General features: G+C 62.5%; 15 protein-coding genes. 11 read left to right on the top strand and 4 right to left on the bottom strand.

What is annotated here, in order from left to right; all coding sequences use genetic code 11:
* Positions 1–115 precede the first annotated feature (115 nt).
* Complete coding sequence (gshB, locus tag GE543_RS22815) at positions 116–1,075, bottom strand: glutathione synthase (protein ID WP_003316740.1); 960 nt, start codon at positions 1,073–1,075, stop codon at positions 116–118.
* Between the two features lie 254 nt (positions 1,076–1,329).
* On the opposite strand from gshB, the gene pilG reads away from it, so the two are divergent.
* From pilG to GE543_RS22845, 6 genes are read left to right on the top strand one after another with little or no spacing between them, the layout of a single operon-like run.
* Positions 1,330–1,740, top strand: coding sequence for a twitching motility response regulator PilG (gene pilG, locus GE543_RS22820; RefSeq protein ID WP_002551738.1), 411 nt, complete (start codon positions 1,330–1,332; stop codon positions 1,738–1,740).
* Between the two features lie 46 nt (positions 1,741–1,786).
* Positions 1,787–2,152: a twitching motility response regulator PilH gene (gene pilH, locus GE543_RS22825; protein ID WP_003316741.1), complete on the top strand. Its 366-nt coding sequence runs from the start codon at positions 1,787–1,789 to the stop codon at positions 2,150–2,152.
* Positions 2,153–2,166: 14 nt separating this feature from the next.
* On the top strand, positions 2,167–2,706 hold the full coding sequence (locus GE543_RS22830; protein WP_024682800.1) for a chemotaxis protein CheW: 540 nt from the start codon (positions 2,167–2,169) through the stop codon (positions 2,704–2,706).
* A 50-nt stretch (positions 2,707–2,756) separates the two neighbouring features.
* Positions 2,757–4,799: a methyl-accepting chemotaxis protein gene (locus GE543_RS22835; RefSeq protein ID WP_153222436.1), complete on the top strand. Its 2,043-nt coding sequence runs from the start codon at positions 2,757–2,759 to the stop codon at positions 4,797–4,799.
* Positions 4,800–4,846: 47 nt separating this feature from the next.
* Positions 4,847–10,822 carry an Hpt domain-containing protein gene (locus GE543_RS22840; RefSeq protein ID WP_153222437.1) on the top strand — a complete coding sequence of 1,992 codons (5,976 nt, stop codon included), beginning with the start codon at positions 4,847–4,849 and terminating at the stop codon, positions 10,820–10,822.
* The gene (locus tag GE543_RS22845) at positions 10,815–11,285 is read left to right on the top strand and encodes a chemotaxis protein CheW (protein ID WP_003392217.1); all 471 of its coding nucleotides are present in this window, start codon (positions 10,815–10,817) and stop codon (positions 11,283–11,285) included. The genes GE543_RS22840 and GE543_RS22845 overlap by 8 nt, the downstream gene beginning before the upstream one ends.
* Positions 11,286–11,619: 334 nt before the next feature.
* Here GE543_RS22845 and selO read toward each other — a convergent pair whose 3' ends face one another.
* Complete coding sequence (gene selO, locus GE543_RS22855) at positions 11,620–13,083, bottom strand: protein adenylyltransferase SelO (protein WP_153222438.1); 1,464 nt, start codon at positions 13,081–13,083, stop codon at positions 11,620–11,622.
* A 138-nt stretch (positions 13,084–13,221) separates the two neighbouring features.
* Entirely contained in the window at positions 13,222–13,887 is a 666-nt protein-coding gene (locus GE543_RS22860) for a GntR family transcriptional regulator (RefSeq protein ID WP_080052450.1), read from the bottom strand.
* 253 nt (positions 13,888–14,140) lie between these two features.
* Between GE543_RS22860 and GE543_RS22865 the strand changes: the two genes are divergently transcribed.
* The 5 genes from GE543_RS22865 to GE543_RS22885 are packed head-to-tail and all read left to right on the top strand — an operon-like array spanning position 14,141 to position 20,294.
* Entirely contained in the window at positions 14,141–15,373 is a 1,233-nt protein-coding gene (locus GE543_RS22865; RefSeq protein ID WP_046271316.1) for an NRAMP family divalent metal transporter, read from the top strand.
* Positions 15,374–15,388: 15 nt separating this feature from the next.
* On the top strand, positions 15,389–16,153 hold the full coding sequence (locus GE543_RS22870; protein WP_153222439.1) for a LamB/YcsF family protein: 765 nt from the start codon (positions 15,389–15,391) through the stop codon (positions 16,151–16,153).
* Positions 16,154–16,155: 2 nt separating this feature from the next.
* Positions 16,156–16,950 (top strand): putative hydro-lyase, encoded by a 795-nt coding sequence (locus GE543_RS22875; RefSeq protein WP_153222440.1) that lies wholly within the window; start codon positions 16,156–16,158, stop codon positions 16,948–16,950.
* Between the two features lie 9 nt (positions 16,951–16,959).
* A complete protein-coding gene (locus GE543_RS22880; RefSeq protein WP_153222441.1) occupies positions 16,960–18,564 on the top strand; it encodes a 5-oxoprolinase/urea amidolyase family protein in 1,605 nt (534 codons plus the stop codon).
* Positions 18,561–20,294 (top strand): biotin carboxylase N-terminal domain-containing protein, encoded by a 1,734-nt coding sequence (locus GE543_RS22885; protein WP_153222442.1) that lies wholly within the window; start codon positions 18,561–18,563, stop codon positions 20,292–20,294. Before GE543_RS22880 ends, GE543_RS22885 begins: the two co-directional genes overlap by 4 nt.
* Positions 20,295–20,354: 60 nt before the next feature.
* On the opposite strand, the gene mscK is transcribed toward GE543_RS22885, so the two are convergent.
* The gene (mscK, locus tag GE543_RS22890; protein ID WP_178118662.1) at positions 20,355–23,744 is read right to left on the bottom strand and encodes a mechanosensitive channel MscK; all 3,390 of its coding nucleotides are present in this window, start codon (positions 23,742–23,744) and stop codon (positions 20,355–20,357) included.
* Positions 23,745–23,758 lie beyond the last annotated feature (14 nt).

Below are 23,758 nucleotides of genomic sequence, written 5' to 3' on the forward strand. Positions count from 1 at the left end.
AGGTGGCGCATGATAACGCAATGTGCCGCGCCGCTCTGCTGCGGATCGGACGAAGGGAATCGATCTGGCGCCGTGGCGCACGGTGTTGTCCGTGGCCAGCGGCGTCAGCGGCTGATCAGCCCTTGCGCGCTTGCAGCTTCTTCTCGATCGCGTCCATCAGCAGGCCACCAATGTTGGTGCCGAAGGCATTGTCGATTTCGCGGATGCAGGTCGGGCTGGTGACGTTGATTTCGGTCAGGTGCTCACCGATCACGTCGAGGCCGACGAACAGCAGGCCTTTTTCACGCAGGGTCGGGCCGATCTGCTCGGCGATCCAGCGGTCCTTGTCGCTCAACGGACGGGCCTCGCCACGTCCGCCTGCCGCCAGGTTGCCACGCGTTTCGCCGGCTGCCGGGATGCGCGCCAGACAATACGGGACCGGTTCGCCATCGACCATCAGAATGCGCTTGTCGCCGTCCTTGATGGCCGGCAGGTAACCCTGCGCCATGATTTGCTGCGTGCCGTGGGCGGTCAGTGTTTCGAGGATCACTGACAGGTTCGGATCGCCCGCACGATGGCGGAAGATCGACGCGCCGCCCATGCCGTCCAGCGGCTTGAGGATCACGTCGCCATGCTGTTCGGCGAATTCACGGATGATGTCCGCGCGGCGGCTGACCAGCGTCGGCGGCGTGCACTGCGGAAACAGCGTGGCGAACAGCTTCTCGTTGCAGTCGCGCAGGCTCTGCGGCTTGTTGACCACCAGTACGCCGGCACGCTCGGCCTGCTCCAGCAGGTAGGTGGCGTAGACGAATTCCATATCGAACGGCGGATCCTTGCGCATCAGGATCACGTCCAGATCGTCCAGACCTGCGTCGACTTCGGCTTCGAACTCGAACCACTTGGCCGGATCTGCAAACACCTTGAGCGGCTTCATGCGTGCGCGGGCCTGGCCAGCGTTCTGATACAGGTCTTTCTGTTCCATATAGAACAGTGACCAGCCGCGTTCCTGGGCGGCAAGCAGCATGGCCAGCGAGCTGTCCTTTTTATAGGAAATGCGCTCAATGGGGTCCATGACAATCCCTAGGCGAACGCTCATGGGCAATATCCTCTGATCGGTAAGGGCCGCAACGGCCGTAAAATTGGCATCAGGGTGGCGCTCCGATTGCTCCCGGTCAAGGGGCAGGCCTGCCGCGATGCGCCAAGGTGCACTTTATGGATTGCGTCTGGAGAGTGTGCTAAAAAGGCTCGGCATCCGGTCTTCGGTCCCAGTCGATCAACGAAGCGATACCGTCAGGCTCCCAGTGCCTCGCAGAATGCGCAAAAATTCGCTGCGGCGATGGAAGAGCAGCTATGGAACAACACGCCTCCGCCCTGAAAGTCATGGTCATCGATGATTCGAAGACCATCCGCCGCACTGCCGAAACACTGCTCAAGAACGCAGGCTGTGAAGTCATCACTGCGATAGACGGTTTCGACGCGCTGGCCAAGATTGCCGATAACCACCCGCGAATCATATTCGTCGATATCATGATGCCGCGTCTGGACGGTTATCAGACCTGCGCGCTGATCAAGAACAATCGGGCATTCAAGTCGACGCCGGTCATCATGCTGTCCTCCAAGGACGGCCTGTTCGACAAGGCCAAGGGGCGGATTGTCGGTTCCGATCAGTTTTTGACCAAGCCTTTCAGCAAGGAAGAACTGCTCAGCGCGATCAAGGCTCATGTGCCGGGCTTCGTTGCAGCAGAACAACACATATCATGACGCCCGCGCCTGATGTCGCGCGCTCGTAATCTGACGGGGAACACCCATGGCTCGAATATTGATCGTCGATGATTCGCCGACTGAAATGTACAAACTCACCGGCATGCTGGAAAAGCACGGTCATGAAGTGCTAAAGGCCGAAAACGGCGCTGATGGCGTGGCCCTGGCCCGTCAGGAAAAGCCCGATGCCGTGCTGATGGACATCGTCATGCCGGGGCTCAACGGCTTTCAGGCCACGCGCCAGCTGACCAAGGATGCCGACACCAGCATGATCCCGGTGATCATGATCACCACCAAGGATCAGGAGACCGACAAGGTCTGGGGCAAACGCCAGGGCGCGCGGGATTACCTGACCAAGCCGGTGGACGAAGAAACCCTGATGAAAACCCTGAATGCGGTGCTGGCCGGCTGATTGCCGGAATCGCCATGGCCGAGCCGCGCACCGCTTTTGAACTGCTTCTGGATATGGATCGACGCTGTCGTTCGCTGGCGGCGGGCCTGCCGCTGCAGGAAGCCCATCAGCAGGACTGGGTCGGCATCGGCTTTCGCATGGGCGAGCAACGCTTTGTCGCGCCGATTGGCGAGATCGCCGAAATCCTCCACGAACCCCATCATGCGGTAATGCCCGGGGTGAAGTTCTGGGTGGCGGGTATCGCCAATTTGCGCGGTCGGTTGCTGCCACTCATGGATCTGTGCGGGTTTTTCGGCCATGAACTGGTGCCGGTGCGCAAACAGCGCCGGGTGCTGGTGGTCGAGCACCATGACGTATTTGCCGGTCTGCTGGTCGATGAAGTGTTCGGCATGCAACGTTTCAGTCAGTTGAGCCTCATACCCCAGACCCCGCAGGACATGGATCAGCGTATGGTGCCGTTCCTGCGCGGGCAGTTTATCCGCGAGCAAGCGTGGCAGATCTTCAGCCCATGGGCGCTGGTGCAGTCTGCGGATTTCATGGACCTGGCGTCCTAGCATGTCGGGCCTGGTGTGTTTCACAATTGATCCAGGCGGGGGCCTGATTAATGAGTAGTACAGACCGGTCAAGGGAAGGCGCAAGAAGCCGGACGCAGATTATTCTGCTGTTCGTGGCGCTTATCGTTTTCATCATGTTGCTGTTCGCCAACTTCGCCTACCTCAACACTCAGTCCAACTACGACAAACAGTACATCGGGCATGCCGGTGAGCTGCGCGTCCTGTCGCAACGCATCGCGAAAAACGCCACCGAAGCGGCTGCCGGCAAAACCCAGGCGTTCAAATTGCTGGCCGATGCGCGAAACGATTTCGACGTGCGCTGGGGCTACCTGAGAAAAGGCGACCCGGCCACCGGCTTGCCTGCGGCTCCTGATCTGATACGCGACGAATTGCGCACCGTGCAACGTGACTGGGAAGGGCTGCGCAAGAGCACCGACGTGATTCTGGCCAGCGAGCAGACCGTTCTGTCGCTGCATCAGGTGGCGGCGACGCTGGCCGAAACCATTCCGCAATTGCAGGCCGAATACGAAAAAGTCGTCGAGAACCTCCTGCAAAGCCGTGCCCCTGCCGCACAGGTGGTGGTTGCGCAACGTCAGGCATTGCTCGCAGAACGAATTCTCGGCTCGGTCAACACCGTACTGGCCGGTGATGAAACGGCTGTGCAGGCCGCCGATGCCTTTGGCCGCGACGCCAGTCAGTTCGGGCGTGTGCTCAACGGCATGCTGGAGGGCAACGCCACGCTGCGCATCTCCCAGGTCGAGGACCGCGATGCGCGCGCGCGGCTGGCGGAGATCGCCGAACTGTTCGAATTCGTCTCAGGCTCCGTGGACGAGATTCTCGAAACCTCGCCCGAGCTGTATCAGGTGCGCGAGGCCTCGGGCAACATCTTCAACACCTCACAAACCCTGCTGGATGAGACCTCGGTACTCGCCAACAGCCTGGAAAACCTCGCCAAGCGCCGTACCGTGAACACCGTCGGCGGCTATGTGCTGGGCTTGCTGGCACTGGCGTCGATCATCCTCATCGGTCTGATCATGGTGCGCGAGACCAATCGCCAGCTGCGCGAAACCGCGCAGAAGAGCGAGCGCAACCAGACGGCGATCATGCGTCTGCTGGACGAGATCGAGAACCTCGCCGACGGCGACCTGACGGTCACGGCCTCGGTGACCGAGGACTTCACCGGGGCGATTGCCGACTCCATCAATTACTCCATCGATCAATTGCGCGAGCTGGTGGTAACCATCAACCTGACCGCCGAGCAGGTGGCGGCTGCGGTGACCGAAACCCAGGCGACGGCCATGCAGTTGTCGGCTGCCTCAGAGCATCAGGCGTTGCAGATCAGTGCGGCGTCGACGGCGATCAACGACATGGCGGCGTCCATCGATCAGGTTTCGACCAACGCCTCGGAGTCCTCGGCCGTGGCGGAGCGTTCCGTGACGATTGCCAATAAAGGCAACGAGGTCGTGCAAAACACCATTCACGGCATGGACAACATTCGCGAGCAGATTCAGGACACCTCCAAGCGCATCAAACGTCTGGGCGAGTCATCCCAGGAGATTGGCGACATCGTCAGCCTGATCGACGACATTGCCGACCAGACCAATATTCTGGCCTTGAACGCCGCCATTCAGGCGTCGATGGCCGGTGATGCCGGACGAGGGTTTGCCGTGGTGGCTGACGAAGTACAGCGGCTGGCCGAACGTTCGTCGTCCGCGACCAAGCAGATCGAAACACTGGTCCGGGCCATCCAGAACGACACCAACGAGGCGGTTATCTCCATGGAGCAGACCACCAGCGAAGTGGTGCGCGGCGCACGCCTGGCGCAGGACGCCGGGGTGGCGCTGGGGGAAATCGAAGGGGTGTCCAGGGTGCTGGCCGAGCTGATCGAAAGTATCACCGATGCCGCCCACCAACAGGCCGAGTCTGCCGGGCAGATTTCGCAGATCATGACCGTCATTCAGCAGACCACTTCGCAGACCACCTCGGGCACATCGGCCACCGCTGAAAGCATCGGCAATCTGGCGAAAATGGCCAGCGAAATGCGCCGATCGGTATCGGGCTTTGCCCTGCCGTCATCGAAGAAAGCCGGATGATGTACCGCACATGAACAACCTTGATTGGGTAACGGACGGTACTCGTCATGGCTGATCGTCACGATTACGTTGCTCTTGAGTGGCTCAAGGGCGAGATCGCCGAAACGCTGCGCCAGGCCCGTCAGGCGCTGGACCTGTTCATCGAAGACCCGGCCAATGCTGCTGCGATGGCCGAGTGCCTGAACCTGGTGCATCAGGTTCACGGCAGTCTGCAGATGATCGAGTTCTACGGCGCCGCGTTGCTGGCCGAGGAAATCGAGCAACTGGCGCTGGCGGTCCAGCAGAACCGTGTCAGCCATCCGATCGAGTCCGAGCAACTGCTGATCCAGGCCATGAGTCAGTTGCCGGTTTACCTGGAGCGCATTCATTCCGCGCGCCGCGACCTGCCGCTGGTGGTCTTGCCACTGCTCAATGACCTGCGCAGCGCGCGGGGCGAAAGTCTGCTCTCGGAAACCAGCCTGTTCGCCCCGCAGCTGGTCGTCGTGCCGGCGCTTGATGAAGAGGAGCTGGCGCGGCGCAATACCCCGGAATTGCCCAACCTGCTGCGCAAGCTGCGCCAGACCCTGCAGGCGGCGCTGGCCGGCCTGATGCGCGAGCAGGGCGTGCAGACCCAGCTCGGTTACATGGCCAAGGTGTTTGCCCGGCTTGAGCAGTTGTGCGAAGACGCGCCGCTCGGTGCGCTCTGGCGGATTGCCTCGGCACTGGTCGAAACCATGCTCAACGGCAACTTCACCAACAGCCCGGCGCTGCGCAGCCTGTTGAAGGACGCCGACAAGGAACTCAAGCGGCTGGCCGAGCAGGGCGTCACCGGCATCAACCAGCCCGCCCCCGAAGAGCTGTTGAAAAGCCTGCTGTTCTATATCGCCAAGTCCGACAGCCTGGCGCCGAAGATGCTCGACCTCAAGGACCAGTACGCGCTGGCCGATGCCTTGCCCGGCAACGACGTGGTCAACGAAGAGCGCGCCCGCATGGCCGGTCCGGACCGAGACGCCATGCGTTCGGTGATCGTGGCCTTGTGCGAAGGGCTGGTCAGGGTCAAGGAACGGCTCGACGTGTTCGTGCGCGGCGACCGTCAGCATGTCAGCGAGCTCAACGCGTTGCTGCCGCCGTTGCGACAGATTGCCGATACCCTGGCGGTGCTGGGTTTCGGCCAGCCGCGCAAGGTGATCATCGATCAGTTGTCTGTGGTCCTCGGTCTGGCCCAGGGGCAGCGCGAGCCCAGCGACGCGGCGCTGATGGATGTGGCGGGTGCCTTGCTCTACGTCGAATCGACCCTTGCCGGCATGGCCGGGAGCCACGAGCAGGTCAGCCGCGAAGAAAGCCGCCTGCCGACCACCGACCTGACGCAGATTCATCAACTGGTGATTCGCGAAGCCCGCACCGTGTTGCAGCAGGCCAAGGACGTGATCCTCGATTACATCGACGGCGAGTGGGACCGACAGCGGCTCGATCCGCTGTGCGCGCTGATCGTGCAGGTTCGCGGTGCGCTGGCCATGATCCCGCTGGCCCGTGCGGCCAGCCTGCTGGCCGCCTGCAACGAATACATTCAGGAACACCTGCTGGTGGACGAAACCCGTCCCACCTGGGTTCAGCTCGATTGCCTGGCCGACACCATCACCGGCATCGAGTATTACCTGGAGCGCATGCTCGAAGACCATCAGGCGCCGGGCGACCAAGTGCTCGACATGGCCCAGCAAAGCCTGGCACGGCTGGGCTATACGCCCGCTGCGGACACCCTCGAAGTGCCGTTGCTCGAAGAGATCATCACTCAGGACGAGTTGCTCGAACTGGATGACCGCAAGGCGCTGGTCAGCCCCACGCAAACCATTGCCCAGGTCCTCGCCAGCCCGGTCTCGGCCGTTAACCCGCCCGCCCGTAACGTCCCCACCAGCCTGTTGCCGCCCTCGGCCGGGGAAGAGGCGGTGGACGACGAGTTGCGCGATGTGTTTCTCGAAGAGGCCGACGAGGTGCTCGACGCGCTGCGTGAGTACCTGCCGCGCTGGTTCGCCTCGCTCGGCCGCGACGGCCACTGGGACAGCACGGCGTTGACCGAAGTGCGCCGTGCGTTTCATACCCTCAAGGGCAGCGGCCGGATGGTGCGTGCGCTGATCCTCAGCGAGCTGGCCTGGTCGGTGGAGAACCTGCTCAACCGGGTGCTGGAAGGCGATGTACTTCCGGGCCTCGAAGTGCAGCAACTGATGAGCGAAGTGCAGGCGCTGCTGCCGTCGGTCATCCGCGACTTTGCCGAAGATGCGCAGTGCCAGCGCGACGATGTCGACCTGTTGGCGGCTCGCGCCCATGCGTTGGCGAACGGGCTGGAGCCACCGACGCTGCCGGCCGTGGAGGATCATGCGCCAGGCACGCCCGTTGCCGACGAACCGCTCGATCCACAGTTGCTGGAGATTTTCCGGCAGGAAGCGCTCGGCCATCTGAACACCCTCGGTCGCTTCCTCGACAATGCCGAACAATCAGCGTCGCCGGCGATCAGCGACGCCGTGCTGCGTGCGTTGCATACGCTCAAGGGCAGCGCGCACATGGCCGGAGTGCTGCCGATTGCCGAACTGGCCAGCCCGCTCGACCAGTTAGTTCGTGAATACAAGGCCAACCTGATCGATATCGGTTCACCGGAGCTCGCCCTGCTGCGCAGCGCCGAACCGTTGCTGCACAAGGGCCTCGAGCAACTGGACAGCACGCCGCTGGCGGATATTCCGGGTGCTGCGCCGTTGATCGAGGCTGCCCTGGCGATGCTCAACGACCGCCTCACCGTGGTGCTGCGCGAGTCGGACAGCGGCCTGCGAATCAAGCGCAACCCCACGCTGCTCGCCGGTTTTCTGGCCGAAGGCATGGACATCGTGCTGGACGCGGAGAACCTGCTGCAGCGTTGGCGGCAGCACCCCGGCGAACGCCAGGAACTGAGCGCGCTGCTCGACGAACTGACCACCCTCGGTCATGGCGCGCACCTGGCTGACCTGCCGCAGGTTGATGAGCTGTGCGAAGCCTTGCTCGACCTCTACGGCGCGGTCGAGGAAAGCAGTCTGGCGGTCAGCGAGCGGTTTTTCGATGTGGCAGAAAATGCTCACGAAGCGCTGATCAACATGCTCGATCAGGTGGCGGCCGGCCAGGATGTCGAGCCACGTCCCGAATGCGTGCGTGCCTTGAACCAGCTGCTGGATCAGGCGCTTGACCCATCGGCGACCGGGCTGGTCAAGAGCGACGGCCACCGCACCTTGAGCGTTACCGAGCTCAACGCCGCCACCGCGCAGCTGGCCAGCGAGGCCGGGCACACTGAAATTGCCGGGCCGGACGACGAAATCGTCGAGATATTTCTGGAAGAGGCCGTCGATATCCTCGACAGCGCCGGTCAGGCGTTGCAGCGCTGGCTGGCCGACCCGGAAAACCCTGCGCCGCTGGCCTCCTTGCAGCGCGATCTGCACACCCTCAAGGGCGGTGCGCGGATGGCTGAGGTGGCCGAGGTGGGCGATCTGGCCCACGAACTGGAAAACCTCTACGAAGGCTTGATCGACCGGCGCTTCAACCATTCGCCGGCGCTGGCCGAGCTGCTGCACGAGAGCCACGACCATCTGGCGATTATGCTCGAGCAACTGCATCGGCAGGAAACGCTCAGCGACCCTTCGGCCTTGATCGACGCGCTGCGCAACTGCCGCACGCTCGAGAGCGCCGGACCCGAGGTGCAAGCCTCGCCTGCCGCCAGTGAAGATCTTCCCGAACATGACACCGAGCTGCGTGAAGTCTTCCTCGAGGAAGGTTTCGACATCATGGAAAGCTCGGGCGCGGCATTGGCGCGTTGGCAGGCCGATCCGCACAACATGCTGGAAGTCGAAAACCTGCTGCGCGACCTGCACACCCTCAAGGGCGGCGCGCGGATGGTGGAAATTGCTCCGATAGGCGATCTGGCCCACGAACTGGAGACGCTTTACGAGGGGCTTTCCGCCGGCAGCCTGCAGCCCGCGCCGTTGATGATGGGGCTGTTGCAGAGCGGCCAGGATGTGCTGGCCGACATGCTCGATGCCGTGCGCAGTGACAAGCCGCTGCCTGACGCGACCTTGCTGATTGAGAGCATTCGCAGGCTGGCCACCGACGAGCCGTCGGGCGCTGTGCTTGCTGCGCAGGACCTGGAGGTCCATCCGGAGTCGGTGGTCGCCGTGGCCCCGGCCGCCGAGGGTGAGGCAGAGCGCAGTGGCCCGGAAATGGTCAAGGTGCCTGCCGAGCAACTGGAAGACCTGGTCAACCTGGCCGGCGAAACCTCGATCTTCCGTGGACGCATCGAACAGCAGATTATTGATTCACAGATCGCCCTGGTAGAGATGGAAACCACCATCGAGCGGATGCGCGATCAGTTGCGTCGTCTGGACATGGAAACCCAGGGGCGCATTCTCAGCCGTGAGCAGGTCCAGGCCGAGCGACTGGGCTATGAAGAGTTCGACCCGCTGGAAATGGACCGTCATTCGCAGTTGCAGCAGTTGTCACGCGCGCTGTTCGAATCGGCGTCCGACCTGATGGACCTCAAGGAAACCCTCGGTGCGCGCGCTCGCGATGCGGAAACGCTGCTGTCGCAACAGGCCAGGGTCAACACTCAGCTTCAGGAAGGCCTGATGCGTACGCGCATGGTGCCGTTCGAACGATTGGTGCCGCGCCTGCGTCGCGTGGTGCGCCAGGTGGCCTCGGAGCTGCACAAGAAAGTCCATTTCGAAGTGGGCAACGCCGACGGTGAAATGGACCGCAACGTGCTGGAGCGAATGGTCGCGCCACTGGAGCACATGCTGCGCAACGCCGTCGATCACGGGCTTGAAAGCACCGAAAAACGCATCGCAGCCGGCAAGCCGGAACAGGGCCATATCAGTCTGGAATTGATGTACGAAGGCGGCGATATGGTCATCGAACTGAGCGATGACGGCTCTGGTGTTGACCTCGCTGCGGTACGCCGCAAGGCCATCAAGCGCGGCATGATCCATCCGGATGCCGATCTGTCCGACCATGAAGTGTTGCCGTTCATTCTGCAGGCGGGGTTTTCCACCAGCGAGATCATCACCCAGATTTCCGGCCGTGGCGTGGGCATGGATGTGGTGCACGCCGAGGTCAAGCAACTGGGCGGTTCGATGGTCATCGACTCGGTACCGGGCCAGGGCACGCGCTTCCGTATTCGACTGCCGATTTCGGTGTCGGTCAACCGGGCGTTGATGGTGACGTGCGGCGAAGAACAGTATGCGGTGCCGCTCAATACCGTCGATGGCATCGTGCGCGTCATGGCCAATGAGCTGGACGGCTATTACCAGACCACCCCGCCGCGCTATCAATATGGCGGGCGCAGTTACGAATTGCGTTATCTGGGCGAGTTGCTGGGCAGCAGTCCGCCCAGGCTGGCGGGGCAATTGCAGCCGCTGCCGGTGTTGCTGGTGCATCTGCAGGATCAGTGGGTGGCGGTGCAGGTCGATGCGCTGGCTGGCTCGCGCGAGATCGTGGTCAAGAGCCTGGGTACGCAGTTCTCCAGGGTCCAGGGCATTTCCGGGGCGACCATTCTGGGTGACGGCCGCGTGGTGCTGATTCTTGATCTGATGGCGCAGATTCGTACCTTGCAGGGCTTGCCTTTCAGAGGGTTGGCGCCTGCCTACCACGAAGCCGAGCACGCCAGACCATTGCTGGTGATGGTGGTGGACGATTCGGTGACGGTGCGTAAAGTTACCAGCCGCTTGCTGGAACGCCACGGCATGCATGTGCTGACCGCCAAGGACGGGGTCGATGCCATGACCCTGTTGCAGGAGCACACGCCTGACATCATGCTGCTCGATATCGAAATGCCGCGCATGGACGGCTTTGAAGTGGCCAGCCAGATCCGCCAGGACGAACAGCTCAAGGACCTGCCTATCATCATGATCACCTCCCGCTCGGGCCAGAAGCATCGCGATCGGGCGATGGCAGTGGGCGTCAACGAGTACCTGAGCAAGCCGTATCAGGAAAACGTGTTGCTGGAGAGCATCGCTTACTGGAGTCAGGTGCATGTCTGAAGGTACGTTCCAGACCAGCCGTCTGACCAGCCTGACTGGCTTGCTGGTGCCGTTGAGTGACCGGCATCTGCTGCTGCCCAATGTTGCGGTCGCCGAGTTGATCGATTACCAGGATTGCAGCGCAGAGCCGGACGCCCCCGAGTGGTATCTGGGGCCGATCAGCTGGCGCGAACTGACCTTGCCGCTGCTCAGCTTCGAAGCCGCCTGCGGAGGCCGCACCCGCGTTGGCGGTCGAGCCCGGATCGTGGTGCTCAACGCGCTGGGCGGACGCAACGACGTCAGGTTCATCGCTCTGCTGACCCAGGGCATCCCGCGTTCGTGCAAGGTCGACAGCCAGTTGAGCTATGTCGACGTCCCGCTGGCCGAACTGGAACTGGCCGCCGTACAGATCGGCGAAACCGTAGCCCGCATTCCCGACCTCGAAGGGCTGGAGCAATGGCTGGTGGATGCAGGGCTGTCATAGTTAAAGAGGACGCGGAGCGTCCAGAACTGCATGCGACGCGGAGCGCTGCACGACAGTTACAGGATTATCGTTCCTCACGCTCCAGCGTGGGAATGCCGTTCGTGACGCTCTGCGTCACAACTCTGCGCCGCGCCGCACACTCAAGACAGGACGCGGAGCGTCCAGAACTGCATGCGACGCGGAGCGCCGCACGATAGTTACAGGATTATCGTTCCTCACGCTCCAGCGTGGGAATGCCGTGGGTGACGCTCTGCGTCACAACTCTGCGCCGCGCCGCACACTCAAGGCAGGACGCAGAGCACGCTGAGCATGGGCACGATAGGGAATCAAAGCCTCACGACGAACAGCTGATTTCCAGGTGCTTGCCCCAGTCCGGCGGGCGTTGGGCGTAGCCTTGCATGCCGGGCTGTTCGGTGAAGGGGGTGCAGAGCACCTGATGCAGGCGGCGGACTTCTTCGTAGTCGCCTTTTTCCGCAGCAGCGATGGCGTTCTGCGCCAGGTAGTTGCGCAGGATGTACAGCGGATTGACTGCATGCATGCGGGTCTGACGCTCCTGCTCGGTGCCGTTGTTCTCAAGGGCAATACGCGCTTGATACGCTTGCGCCCAGCCATCGAAGCCCTTGATATCGACAAAGTCGTCACGCAACGTGCGCAACGCCTCGGCGGCTGGCTGGTCACCCAGGCGGCGGAAGAACAGGGTGTAATCCACGCCACTGTTCTGCATCAATTTCAGCAATTGGCTGACCAGTTGTTCGTCCTGATCATTCGCAACGGTCAGGCCCAGTCGGCGGCGCATCAGGTCCAGGTAGTGGGCCTGATACAACGGCAGAAACAAACCGATGGCCTCACGCAACGCTTCCACGCTGATGAACGGGGTCAGCGCCTGCGCCAGCGCGCTAAGGTTCCATTGCGCGATAGGCACCTGATTGCTGAAGGAGTAGCGACCTTCGTGATCGGAGTGGTTGCAGATGAAATGCTCATCGAAATCGTCCAGAAACGCGAACGGTCCGAAATCGAAGGTAATGCCCAGAATCGACATGTTGTCGGTGTTCATCACACCATGGCAGAAGCCGTAGGCCTGCCACTTGGCAATCAGCTCGGCGTTGCGCTCGACGATTTCCCGGAACATCGCCAGATACGGCTCCGGCTGCTCCTGACAGTGCGGGTAATGCATCGTCAGCACATGCTCGGCGAGGGTCTTCAACTGCTCTGACTGCTTGGTGTAGAAAAAGTATTCCAGACTGCCGAAGCGCACATGACTTTGCGCCAAGCGCAGCACCATGGCGGCATGTTCCTGGGTTTCGCGCCATACCGGCGTGCTGGAGCTGACCACGCACCCCGCGCGGCTGCTGGGGATGCCCAGTGCGTGCAGGGCTTCGGAGGCCAGAAACTCGCGGATCGACGAGCGCAATACGGCGCGCCCGTCACCCATCCGTGAGTACGGTGTCTGGCCCGCGCCTTTCAGGTGCAGATCCCAATGCTCGCCGGCGTCGTTGTACACCTCGCCGAGCAACAGCCCGCGACCGTCGCCCAGGCGCGGATTGTAGGAGCCGAACTGATGCCCGGAATACACCATCGCCCGAGGCTCTGCTTCGGACCACAGCTTGTGACCGCTGAAGATTTCCGCGAACAACGGCAGATCGGCCTGTTCAGGCGCCAGGTCCAGCAGCGCCAGCGCTGACTGGCTGGCAACCACAAGCTGCGGCGCATCAATGGGCTCAGGCAGCACGGAAGTGGAGAACGCATCGCCCAGACGGGCAAAGCGGTTGTCGAAAATGAGTTCGTCGAGTGCTTTCAAAGCGTATCGCCTCCAGAGGGGGATTTCAGGCTTTCAACGAAGCGGCGGCCTGCCTGGCTCGTCGGGCGTGTTGCAACGGTCAGAACCCGTAGACCGGGTCCCTGGGTGGTAGTTCTGGTGATCGGGCCTGCGCCCGGACTACCGGTTCCGGCTTCGCTCGAAGGCGGCCAGAATCGTTCGTTCCGATTGCACCAGATAATCCTCGAGCATGCGCGTCGCCTCATCGGTCTTGCCCGCGTCCAGGCGCCCAAGTACCGCAGCATTCATGTCCAGATAAGGCGAATGCAACAGCTCGGGGTTGTTGAGCAGGCCGAAGGCCAGTCGCAACTCTGCCGATATCTGTGCATAAAACGCCACCAGTCGCGGGCTGTCGGACAGCTCGACGATGGCCTTGTGAAACATCATGTTGGCGGTGCCCACGGCAATCCAGTCCTTCGCTTCACGCGCCTGCACGCCTGCCTCGACCGCATTGCGCATGTGCAGCACACCGGGATGCTGCGGATAAGCCTGGGCAATCGCCCCACATTCGATGAAGCGTCGAATGCGGTAGATATCGATGATCGAAGCCATATCAGGCTCGGCCACGGTGACCCCGCGATTGGGTTCGTGGGTCAGCAGTCCTTCCCGGGTCAGCACTCTGAAGGCTTCTCTCAGGGTATTACGGGAAATATCCAGACTCTCGGCCAGAGCGGCTTCCGAGAGGCGCTGACCGGGTACCAGCTCGCCCTCGACCAGCATTCTGCGAAGCTCAGTGGTGATCGATTCTCCGAGGGTGCGAGGGAGGGCAGAGGCAGCGTCGTTCATAAAGGGTCCAGAGAAAGAAAAGCCAGGTCGATATTCCACGACAGCTCATTGGCTGGCAAGGACGAAGGTCAGCAGATGCTTCATCAGGTAGCACACCTGAGTCCCTGCGTAACAACATGGTGCACATGGTTGATCCATGCTATCTACATTGTTCAACAATATTATCTTTATGTATCTACAACTTGGCACGCTTGAATGACCTTTGGCATGGTCGTTGCTCTGGCAGAATACCTCTCATCTCAGGAATGCCGCCGTGACACAGACTGCCAATGAGTTCACCAAGGCGCGCCGCGCCTCTTTGATCGCCGCGATCTTCATGATGGCGACCTCTGCCATCGGTCCTGGCTTTCTGACCCAGACAGCCACGTTTACCGCGACGCTGGGGGCGGCGTTTGCCTTCGGCATCCTGGCTTCGATCCTGATCGACTTCGTGGTGCAGCTGAATGTCTGGCGCATCGTCACGCTGACCAGAATGCGCGCGGCCGATCTGGCCAACGCGGCAATCCCGGGCAGCGGTTATCTGCTGGCGGTACTGGTGATCTTCGGCGGCCTGGTGTTCAGTCTGGGTAACATCGCGGGTGCGGGCCTGGGCTTGAATGCGTTGACCGGTCTTGACCCCAAATGGGGTGGCGCCTTGAGCGCGCTGATCGCCATCGCGATTTTCTCATCGCACCGCGCCGGCATTGCCATGGACCGCATCATGATGGTGCTGGGCACCCTGAAGGTCTGCCTGATTCTGTTCGCCGCCTTTGCCTCGCACCCGCCGCTGGGTGAAGCGCTGCGCCAGACCATTCTGCCGGACATGGTCGATTTCGCGGCCATCACCACCATTGTCGGTGGCACGGTCGGCGGCTATATCACTTACGCCGGTGCTCACCGATTGCTGGATCGCGGCACCGTCGGGGTCGAGAACATCGATGTGGTGTCCAAGGCGGCGCTGACCGGTATTCTGGTCACCGGGGTTGTTCGTTACATACTGTTTCTGGCGATCCTCGGCGTGGTCGCCAGCGGCGTCGTCATCGATGTGTCCGGCAAGGGTGCAAACCCTGCGGCCCAGGCGTTCACCGCTGCCGCTGGCAACTTCGGCCTGATCATGTTCGGCCTGGTGCTCTGGGCGGCCGGCATCAGCAGCGTGATCGGCGCGTCCTACACTTCGATGTCGTTCATCACCGTGTTCTCCAAACGCATCACTGAACGCGCGCGCAACCTGGCGACGGTCGGCTTTATTCTGATCACCGTGGTCGTATACGTCATGTGGGGCAAACCACCGGCCGCGCTGCTGGTCTTTGCCGGGGGCTTCAACGGCTTGATCCTGCCGCTGGGCCTGAGCATTTTCATGTACGTCGGCTGGCGCCGGTCCGACATGATGGACGGCTACCACTACCCGCGCTGGCTATTGGTGCTGGGCGTGCTGACCTGCCTGCTGTCGTGGTACATGGCGTTCAAATCGGCGGGAGCCATCTTTGCCTTCATCAATGCAGCCTGATTTCGGAGAATAAAAATGCCTGCGATAGACCTCAACAGTGATCTCGGTGAAAGCTTCGGCGCCTGGAGCATGGGCGACGATGAGGCGATTCTCGATGTGGTCAGCAGCGCCAACGTGGCCTGCGGTTTCCATGCCGGTGACCCGGCCGGGATCCTGCGCACCCTCGAGGCCGCTGCGGCACGGGGCGTTGCCATCGGCGCGCATGTCGCCTACCCGGACCTGGTAGGGTTCGGCCGCCGCAACATGGACATCCCGAGCGACCAACTGACCGCCGACGTCATTTATCAGATCGGCGCACTGCAGGGCCTGGCCCGCAGCGCCGGGACCAGCGTGAGCTACGTCAAGCCGCATGGCGCGCTGTACAACACCATCGCGGGTGATCAGCGTCAGGCCACGGCGGTCATTCAGGCGCTGTTGCGCATTGATCCCGCGCTGAAGCTGGTGTGCCTGGCTAATTCCCCGCTGCTCGACTGGGCACGCGAAGCCGGGCTTTCCTGCGTCGCCGAAGCGTTCGCCGACCGCGCCTATACCGCTGAAGGCACGCTGGTCTCGCGCTCGCGGCCCGGTGCCGTTCTGCACGACGCCGAACGGATCGCCGAGCGCATGCTGCGCCTGGTGCGCGAAGGCGTCATCGAGGCTGAAGATGGCCGCGAAATCAGCCTGCAGGCCGATTCGATCTGCGTGCATGGCGACAGCCCGGGCGCGGTGAACATCGCGCGTATTCTGAAAGACCGTTTGCACGACGCAGGCGTCACTGTCCGCGCATTCAATCGAGGCTGATCATGAACTCACTGCAACTCGCCCGCGAGGCAGCCAGGGCCGCCCGTGCCCGTTATCGCCAGGGATTCGTCGCGCCGACCGCTGGCCAGGCGCCCGGTCTGACCCAGTGCAACATGATCACGCTGCCGCGTGAATGGGCGTATGACTTTCTGCTGTTCGCGCAGCGCAACCCGCAAGCCTGCCCGGTGCTGGATGTGACAGAGCCCGGCAGCCACACCACGCTGTTGGCCGAGCAGGCAGATCTGCGCACCGACCTGCCGCTGTACCGGGTCTGGCGCGACGGGCAACTGGCCGAAGAGCTGAGTGACGTGAGCCACATCTGGGCGCAACACACTGATCTGGTCAGCTTTCTGATCGGCTGCAGTTTCACCTTCGAAACCGATCTGATGCACGCCGGCATCGATGTGCGCCACATCAGCGAAGGCTGCAATGTGCCGATGTACCGCAGCAACCGCGTCTGCCGCCCGGCCGGGCGCCTGCAGGGCAACATGGTGGTGTCGATGCGCCCGATCGCGGCGGACCGGGTGGCCGAAGCGGCGCGCATCACCGGGCGCTATCCCGGTGTGCACGGCGCGCCAGTACACGTCGGCGAGCCTGGACTGCTCGGCATCAACGACCTGGCGAGCCCTGATTTTGGTGATGCGGTGACGATCAGGCCCGGCGAGATTCCGGTGTTCTGGGCCTGCGGCGTGACCCCGCAGGCGGTGGTCATGGCGTCCCGTGTGCCGTTTGCGGTTTCCCACGCGCCGGGCCACATGTTCATTACCGATATTCCGGACAGCTACTACCACGTATAGGAGAGGCTCATGCGTTTCTACCCGGCCAACCTGGATGCACTCCTGGTTGAACTGTCGAATCTGGACGAGACCCTGGCCCTGTTCGAATCGTTACAGCAGATGCCCATCGCTGGCGTCGAGGAAATCGTCCCGGCCGCCCGAACCTTGCTGGTGCACTTTCGTCCGTCAGCCATCGGTTTCGAAGCGCTCGCCACACAGATCGCCTCGCGCGACATTCGTGGCAAGGCCCGCGAGGCGGGCAAGCTGATTGAAATACCTGTGCATTACAACGGCGAAGACCTGGCCGATGTCGCCCGCGAGCTGGACATCAGCGTCGAGGAAGTGATCAAGCGTCACACTGGCAGCGACTACAACGTTGCGTTCTGCGGCTTTGCACCCGGTTTTGCCTACCTCAGCGGTGGCGCCGGGTTCGTGGTGCCACGGCGCAGCACGCCGCGCACACGTATTCCGGCTGGCGCAGTGGCACTGGCCGGTGGTTTCAGTGGCATTTATCCACAGGCCAGCCCCGGCGGCTGGCAGATTATCGGGGTGACCACCTCAACCATGTGGGATCTGGGCCGCGACGAGCCCGCCTTGCTCCAGCCCGGCTATCGCGTGCGTTTCCAGGATGCCGGTCCGCTCCCGGAGACCCGTGTGCAGGTTGCCGCACCTGTCCGGCCGCAGGCGACGACGGTCAGCGAAGACTATCTGCAGATCGAGACGCCAGGTCTGCAGACCCTGTTTCAGGACCTGGGGCGTCCCGGTCGCGCGGGGCAGGGTGTTTCCGCATCGGGCGCGCTGGACCGCGGCGCCTTGCGCGCTGCCAACCGCGCGGTGGGTAACGATCCGGCGACGGCGTGCCTGGAAATTCTCATGGGCGGCCTGACCTTCACCTGTCAGGGGCAGACCGTTGTGGCGATTACCGGGGCTCAGGTCAGCGTCGAGGTGCTGACCGCCGAAGGACAAAAATTGCAGCCGCGGCTTTATGCGCCATTTTCTCTACAGAACGGCGATCAGGTCAGCATCGGTTCCCCGACTGCCGGCCTGCGCAATTATCTGGCGGTTCGTGGCGGTTTCATTCATGAGCCGGTGCTCGGCAGCCTGTCCACCGACACGCTGGCCCAGGTCGGGCCCGCCGCGCTGGCAGCGGGTGACCGGCTGGGCTTCACGCGCAGAACTGGCGGCCTTTCAGTATCGACTGCCGAACAACCGGCCTTCGAGATGCCGCGTAGCGATGAGGTCATCACCCTGGATGTGGTCATGGGCCCGCGCAGTGACTGGTTCAGCGCCGAAGCCCAGCAACTGCTGGCGCAACAGACCTGGCTGGTAACGCCGCAATCCAATCGTATCGGCATTCGCCTGGCGGGCGAGCAATCGCTGCAACGTGCCGTCGATGGCGAGTTGCCCAGCGAGGGCACCACGGTCGGCGCCATTCAGGTGCCGCCCAGTGGCCAGCCGGTACTGTTTCTGGCCGATCACCCGTTGACCGGCGGTTACCCGGTCATCGGCGCAGTCGCCACTTACCACCTGGACAAGGCCGGGCAGATTCCGGTCAATGCCCGCATTCGCTTCAATCCGCTGAGCGCCTTCGAGCCAGTGTGCCCCGCCACTTCAGACGAGACCAAGAACAGATGAAAAAGGTTCTGATTGCCAATCGTGGCGAAATTGCCGTTCGTATTGCCCGTGCCTGCCGTGACTACGGAGTCGCCTCGGTGGCGGTGTACGCTGATGCCGATATCGACGCGCTGCACGTGCGTCAGGCCGATGAAGCCTATGGGCTGCAGGGCGAACGCCCGACCGACACCTACCTGAATATCGAAAAGCTGCTGGCGGTTGCCGCGCGTGCCGGTGCCGACGCGGTTCACCCAGGCTACGGCTTTCTCTCGGAACGCGCCGAATTCGCCAGCGCGGTGATCGACGCCGGTCTGATCTGGATCGGTCCCGATCCTGCGACCATCGACGCACTGGGCGACAAGGTCCAGGCCCGGCGCATCGCACTGAAAGTCGGCGCACCGCTGGTGGCCGGTACGGAAGACCCGGTAAACGATGCCTCTGAAGTGGTCGCGTTTGCCGAGCAGCACGGCCTGCCGATTGCCATCAAGGCAGCCTTTGGCGGCGGTGGTCGCGGCCTGAAAGTTGCCTGGAAGCTCGATGAAGTCAGCGAGCTGTACGAGTCTGCGGTGCGTGAAGCGGTTTCGGCGTTTGGCCGTGGCGAGTGCTTCGTCGAGCGCTTTCTGGATCGCCCACGGCACATCGAAGCGCAGATCATCGCCGACCGTCATGGCCGGGTGGTTGTGGTCGGCACCCGTGACTGCTCGTTGCAGCGTCGCAACCAGAAGCTGATCGAAGAAGCGCCAGCGCCTTATCTGAATGACGAACTGCGCCAGCGCATTCATGAGTCGGCCCGCGCGGTCTGCGCCGAAGCGGGCTATGTCGGTGCCGGTACGGTGGAGTTCCTGCTCAGCGGCGATGGCACCCTGTCGTTCCTGGAGGTCAACACGCGCTTGCAGGTCGAACACCCAGTGACGGAAGAAACCAGCGGCGTGGATCTGGTCATCGAACAACTCCGCGTCGCCGACGGCCTGCCGCTGTCGTTCGATGGCACGCCTGTGCCACGCGGCCACAGCTTTGAATTCCGCATCAACGCCGAAGACGCGGGCAACGGCTTTCTGCCGACGCCGGGATCTATCACTTTATTTCAGCCGCCGTCCGGTCCGGGCGTGCGCCTGGACACCGGCGTTGCAGAAGGCTCAAGGGTCTCACCGAACTTCGACTCGATGATCGCCAAGCTGATCGTCACCGGCGCAACCCGCGAACAGGCTATCAGCCGCGCCCGCCGTGCGCTGGCCGAGTTCAAGGTGGAAGGCGTGGCCACCGTGCTGCCGTTCCATCGGGCGGTCATGGACCATGCCGACTTCACCGCCGCCGACACCTTCGCGGTACACACCCGCTGGATCGAAACCGACTTCGCCGAGCACGTCACCATCGCCCCGCGCAACGCAGAGCCGGTCGATCCCGGCGTGCTGCGCACCTTCGTTGAAATCGACGGCAAACGCCACGAACTGGGCCTGCCTGCAGCGCTGCTGGCCGGCATGAGCCTGAACGCTGACGCCCCGGCTGACGCCAGCCAGCCAGCGGCCAACGCCCCGGACCCGCACGCAGTCCTGACCCCGGTCGCGGGCAACCTGCATGCCTGGGCGGTTGAAGACGGTGCGACGGTAGAAAAGGGGCAGGTGATCGCGATCATGGAGGCGATGAAGATGGAAACATCGATACTGGCGCCGTGTGCCGGAACCGTGCAGATCAGCAAGGAGCCTGGGGGGTATCTGGAGGCGAAGGTGGTGATTGGGCGGGTTGAGGCCTGATTTAATCGCTAGCGCGTGTCGACCGGACGGTAGCCCGGTCGACACACACTTTCACTCTTCTCAATCCAGCCGCAACTCAGGCGGCTCGGGCGCATCTTTGGTCGCCGGGGCCACTTGGGTGTTCACCGGTTGCAGGGTCGTCTGCCCATCTGGTGCGCCATGCTTGTCGACCGGCTCTGCGGGCACCAGTTTGTATTCCAGGCCCTGGGTGTTCTTGAGGTAGATCTCCATCTGACGGAACGAGATGTTGATGTGCTGCTTCTTGAACTCGCGATTGATGAAGCGGTTGATCTCGTCGAGCACCGGGTTGCGGTCGCCCAGGTCGCGTACGTGCATGCGCAGTTCGTGGTCGAGGGTACTTTCGCCGAAGTTCAGGAAGTAGACGATCGGCTCTGGTTCCTTGAGCACCCGAGGGTTTTCCCGGGCGGCTTGCAGCAGCAGGGAGCGCACCAGGTCCAGGTCCGAGCCGTAATCCACGCCCAGCTTGAGGGTTACGCGGGTAACGGTGTCGGTCAGCGACCAGTTGATGAGCTGGCCGGTGATGAAGGTCTTGTTCGGGACGATGATGTCCTTGCGGTCGAAGTCGGTGATGGTCGTGGCACGGATGCGGATCTTGCTGACCGTCCCCGACAGGGCGCCGATGGTGATGGTGTCGCCGATCCGCACCGGACGTTCGAAGAGGATCATGATGCCGGAAATGAAGTTGGCGAAGATTTCCTGCATGCCGAAGCCCAGACCCACCGACAGCGCCGCGACCAGCCACTGCAATTTGTCCCAGCTCACGCCCAGCGTCGACAGCGTGGTGACGAAGCCGACACCGGCGATGGTGTAAGACAGCAGCGTGGTTGTCGCGTAGGCACTGCCCTGCGCGAGGTTCATGCGTGACAGCACCAGCACTTCCAGCAGGCCGGGCAGGTTGCCGGCGAGTACGAAGGTGATGACGATGATCACCCCCGCACCGAGGAAATCGCTCAGGCTGATCGGCACCATGCTCATGTTGGCACCGGTGCCACTGGTGTATTCGTAGAGAATGATGTTGTCCAGGTAGGCGAACACGGTGATCAGCTCGGCCCACACCAGGTACAGTGCGCCGACGAATCCGGCCAGCAGGGCCAGACGGATCAGGCGCAGCGACTGCTGGTTGACCTGTTCGATGTCCAGCTTGGGTTCTTCGACCGGAATGTCGCTGTCGCCGTTTTCTCTGGCTGCCTGACGCTTGGCCAGCGCGCGCTGATAGGCCAGACGCCGGGCGGCCACGCTCAGGCCGCGGACGAACGTCGCCTCGACCATCAGCCAGATCATCATCAGGTACAGGGTGTCGATCAGGCGGTCGCTGAGCTTGAGCGCGGTGTAGTAATAGCCAAAGCAAACCGCGAGGAAGAGCGCGACCGGCAATGCTGTGAACACCAAGCCGACGGTTTTGCGGAACAGTGAGGCGTTGTGATGCGTCGGGCTTGAGATCAGCAGGCGAGCGAGCAGCCAGGTCATCAGGGCGTAACAGGTCAGCACCACGCCGATCCCCAGCACGTCGTCGGCCAGTGCGGCAGGCTGGTGTTCAGCGACGGCCACCACCGCCACCAGGGCCAGAACGACCAGCCCCAGGCGACGCACCCAGCCACGCAGGAACTCGACCTGTGCGGTCTCCCAGCGGAAGTGCAGTTGCGCAACGCCAGACGGGGCAAGCACGCGGTAGGCGGTGTAGAACACCAGCCAGGCGAGGGCGATCTGCAGCAAGGCCTCGCCCAGGTTGGCGTTTTGACCGCGTGCGTCGATCTGCAGCGCGTAGCCGCACAGTGCCAGCCCCAGTGCGACGGGCATGGCCAGCAGCACGTTGATCAGCAGCGCCAGTGGCGTCTTCCATTGACTGTCACGTTTGAAGTGACCGATGTCGGCGTGCAGGCGATTGAGCTTCTGGTACAGCGCCTTGCGTCGCCAGGTCAGTATGCCGATCAACAGCAGCAAGGGCAGAAACAGCAGCGGCCGCTGGGTCAGGCCATCTGACAGTTCGCTGAGGCTGGATGTCCACGGCAGGGTAGCGACCTGCTTTTGCAGGCGCGGCCAGATATTCTGAAACCACTCCACGTCCAGCGGCTTGTTGCTGGGGATCCAGAACATCTGCTCGTCGAGTGTGGCGCGCAGCCCCTGTGCGGTGCTGGTCAGCTGCTTCTGGTTCAGTTGCAGGGTGATGGATTCGTTGAGCAACGCGCTCAGCTCGCGATTGAGGCGCTCAAGCAAGTCACTGCGAGTGATGGCCAGGTCCAGCAACGTCCGGCGCAGTTGCGGGGTGACGTTTTCAGGCGGCTGGGTGGCGAGGAGCTTTTCGACGTAAGCGGTCGGTGTGCTCATCTGTTCGCGTTGCTGGTTGATGTCGAACTGATACAGGCGGATGTTGGCGATTTCGTCGGCCAGACCCTTGTCCAGCTCCAGATGCGGCAACGCCTGCTTCTGCTTGTAGAGAATCTTGGACAGCAGCAGGCTGCCGCTCAGCACGTTGATCTGCTCGCTGAGGGCTTGATCGGTCTGGGTCAGGTTGTCCAGTTGCTGCTTGGTCTTGAGGTTCTGCTGGGTCAGCTCGTTGAGGCGATCGGTGCCGCGCAACAGGTAGTCCGACAGTTTGAGGTTGGCGGCGCTTTCGGTCGCCAGCAGGCTGCTGCCGCCGGACTTCTGCGCTTCCAGAGACAGGTCGGCAACCGTTTTCTGCGACTGGGCACGACGCTTGTCGTTGATCAGGGTCTGCAGGTCCTGAATTTCCTGTTCCTGGCGCGCGACCTTCTCGGTCAGCAAGTCATGCTGGCTGTTGCCCAGGTCCTGCAACTGGCTGTTGCCGGCCAGTTCCTGGCGACGCAGCAGGTTGAGGGCGTTGATCGAGGCCAGCTCTGCATTGAGCAGATTGCGCTGGTCGGCGCTCAGGGTCTTGCCGTTGTCCTTGCCATTCTTGAGGATGGCGTTGATCTGCTGGATGCGCGTCTGGTTGGCGCTGATTTCTGTCTGGGCGCGCTCCGGCCGCGTTTGCGCGGTAATGGCCAGGCTGTTGGCGTCGTTGAGTTCGCTCTGCAGATCGCTCTGCTGGGTGCTGCGCTGACTGAGCAGTTGCTCCAGCTGCGGCACGTCGAGGCCGCCGTAGCGCTGGGCCACGGGCACCACTTTGCTTTCTTTCAGGCGGGCCAGTTCACGCTGGTTTTCCGAAGTCTGTTTTGGCGCCTGGGCGAGCTGCTGTTTGAGCGCTTCGAGCTTCTGCTCGCTGTCCTGCTTGCTGTTCAGAAACGCCAGTGTCTGCTCTAGGACCTGTTGCAGTGCCTTCTGCTCGGCGTCAGGCAGCTTGCGGTCGGCAATCTTGTCGAGGCTTTGCTGAACAGCGTCGCTGCTGGGCGGATCGGCGGCAAGCGCCGGGAAAGAAGACAGGCAGAGCGCAAACAGTGCGGCAGCACAAAAGGAACGCAGGGAAAACATAGACACCGGTCGCA

It is taken from the genome of Pseudomonas sp. SZ57 (assembly GCF_009495975.1).
Taxonomy (GTDB): Bacteria; Pseudomonadota; Gammaproteobacteria; order Pseudomonadales; family Pseudomonadaceae; genus Aquipseudomonas; species Aquipseudomonas syringae.

Coding starts and splice junctions, on each gene's coding strand:
- gshB (WP_003316740.1), bottom strand. CDS start 1,075: ATGAGCGTTCGCCTAGGGATTGTCATGGACCCCATTGAGCGCATTTCC.
- pilG (WP_002551738.1), top strand. CDS start 1,330: ATGGAACAACACGCCTCCGCCCTGAAAGTCATGGTCATCGATGATTCG.
- pilH (WP_003316741.1), top strand. CDS start 1,787: ATGGCTCGAATATTGATCGTCGATGATTCGCCGACTGAAATGTACAAA.
- GE543_RS22830 (WP_024682800.1), top strand. CDS start 2,167: ATGGCCGAGCCGCGCACCGCTTTTGAACTGCTTCTGGATATGGATCGA.
- GE543_RS22835 (WP_153222436.1), top strand. CDS start 2,757: ATGAGTAGTACAGACCGGTCAAGGGAAGGCGCAAGAAGCCGGACGCAG.
- GE543_RS22840 (WP_153222437.1), top strand. CDS start 4,847: ATGGCTGATCGTCACGATTACGTTGCTCTTGAGTGGCTCAAGGGCGAG.
- GE543_RS22845 (WP_003392217.1), top strand. CDS start 10,815: ATGTCTGAAGGTACGTTCCAGACCAGCCGTCTGACCAGCCTGACTGGC.
- GE543_RS22860 (WP_080052450.1), bottom strand. CDS start 13,887: ATGAACGACGCTGCCTCTGCCCTCCCTCGCACCCTCGGAGAATCGATC.
- GE543_RS22870 (WP_153222439.1), top strand. CDS start 15,389: ATGCCTGCGATAGACCTCAACAGTGATCTCGGTGAAAGCTTCGGCGCC.
- GE543_RS22875 (WP_153222440.1), top strand. CDS start 16,156: ATGAACTCACTGCAACTCGCCCGCGAGGCAGCCAGGGCCGCCCGTGCC.
- GE543_RS22880 (WP_153222441.1), top strand. CDS start 16,960: ATGCGTTTCTACCCGGCCAACCTGGATGCACTCCTGGTTGAACTGTCG.
- GE543_RS22885 (WP_153222442.1), top strand. CDS start 18,561: ATGAAAAAGGTTCTGATTGCCAATCGTGGCGAAATTGCCGTTCGTATT.
- mscK (WP_178118662.1), bottom strand. CDS start 23,744: ATGTTTTCCCTGCGTTCCTTTTGTGCTGCCGCACTGTTTGCGCTCTGC.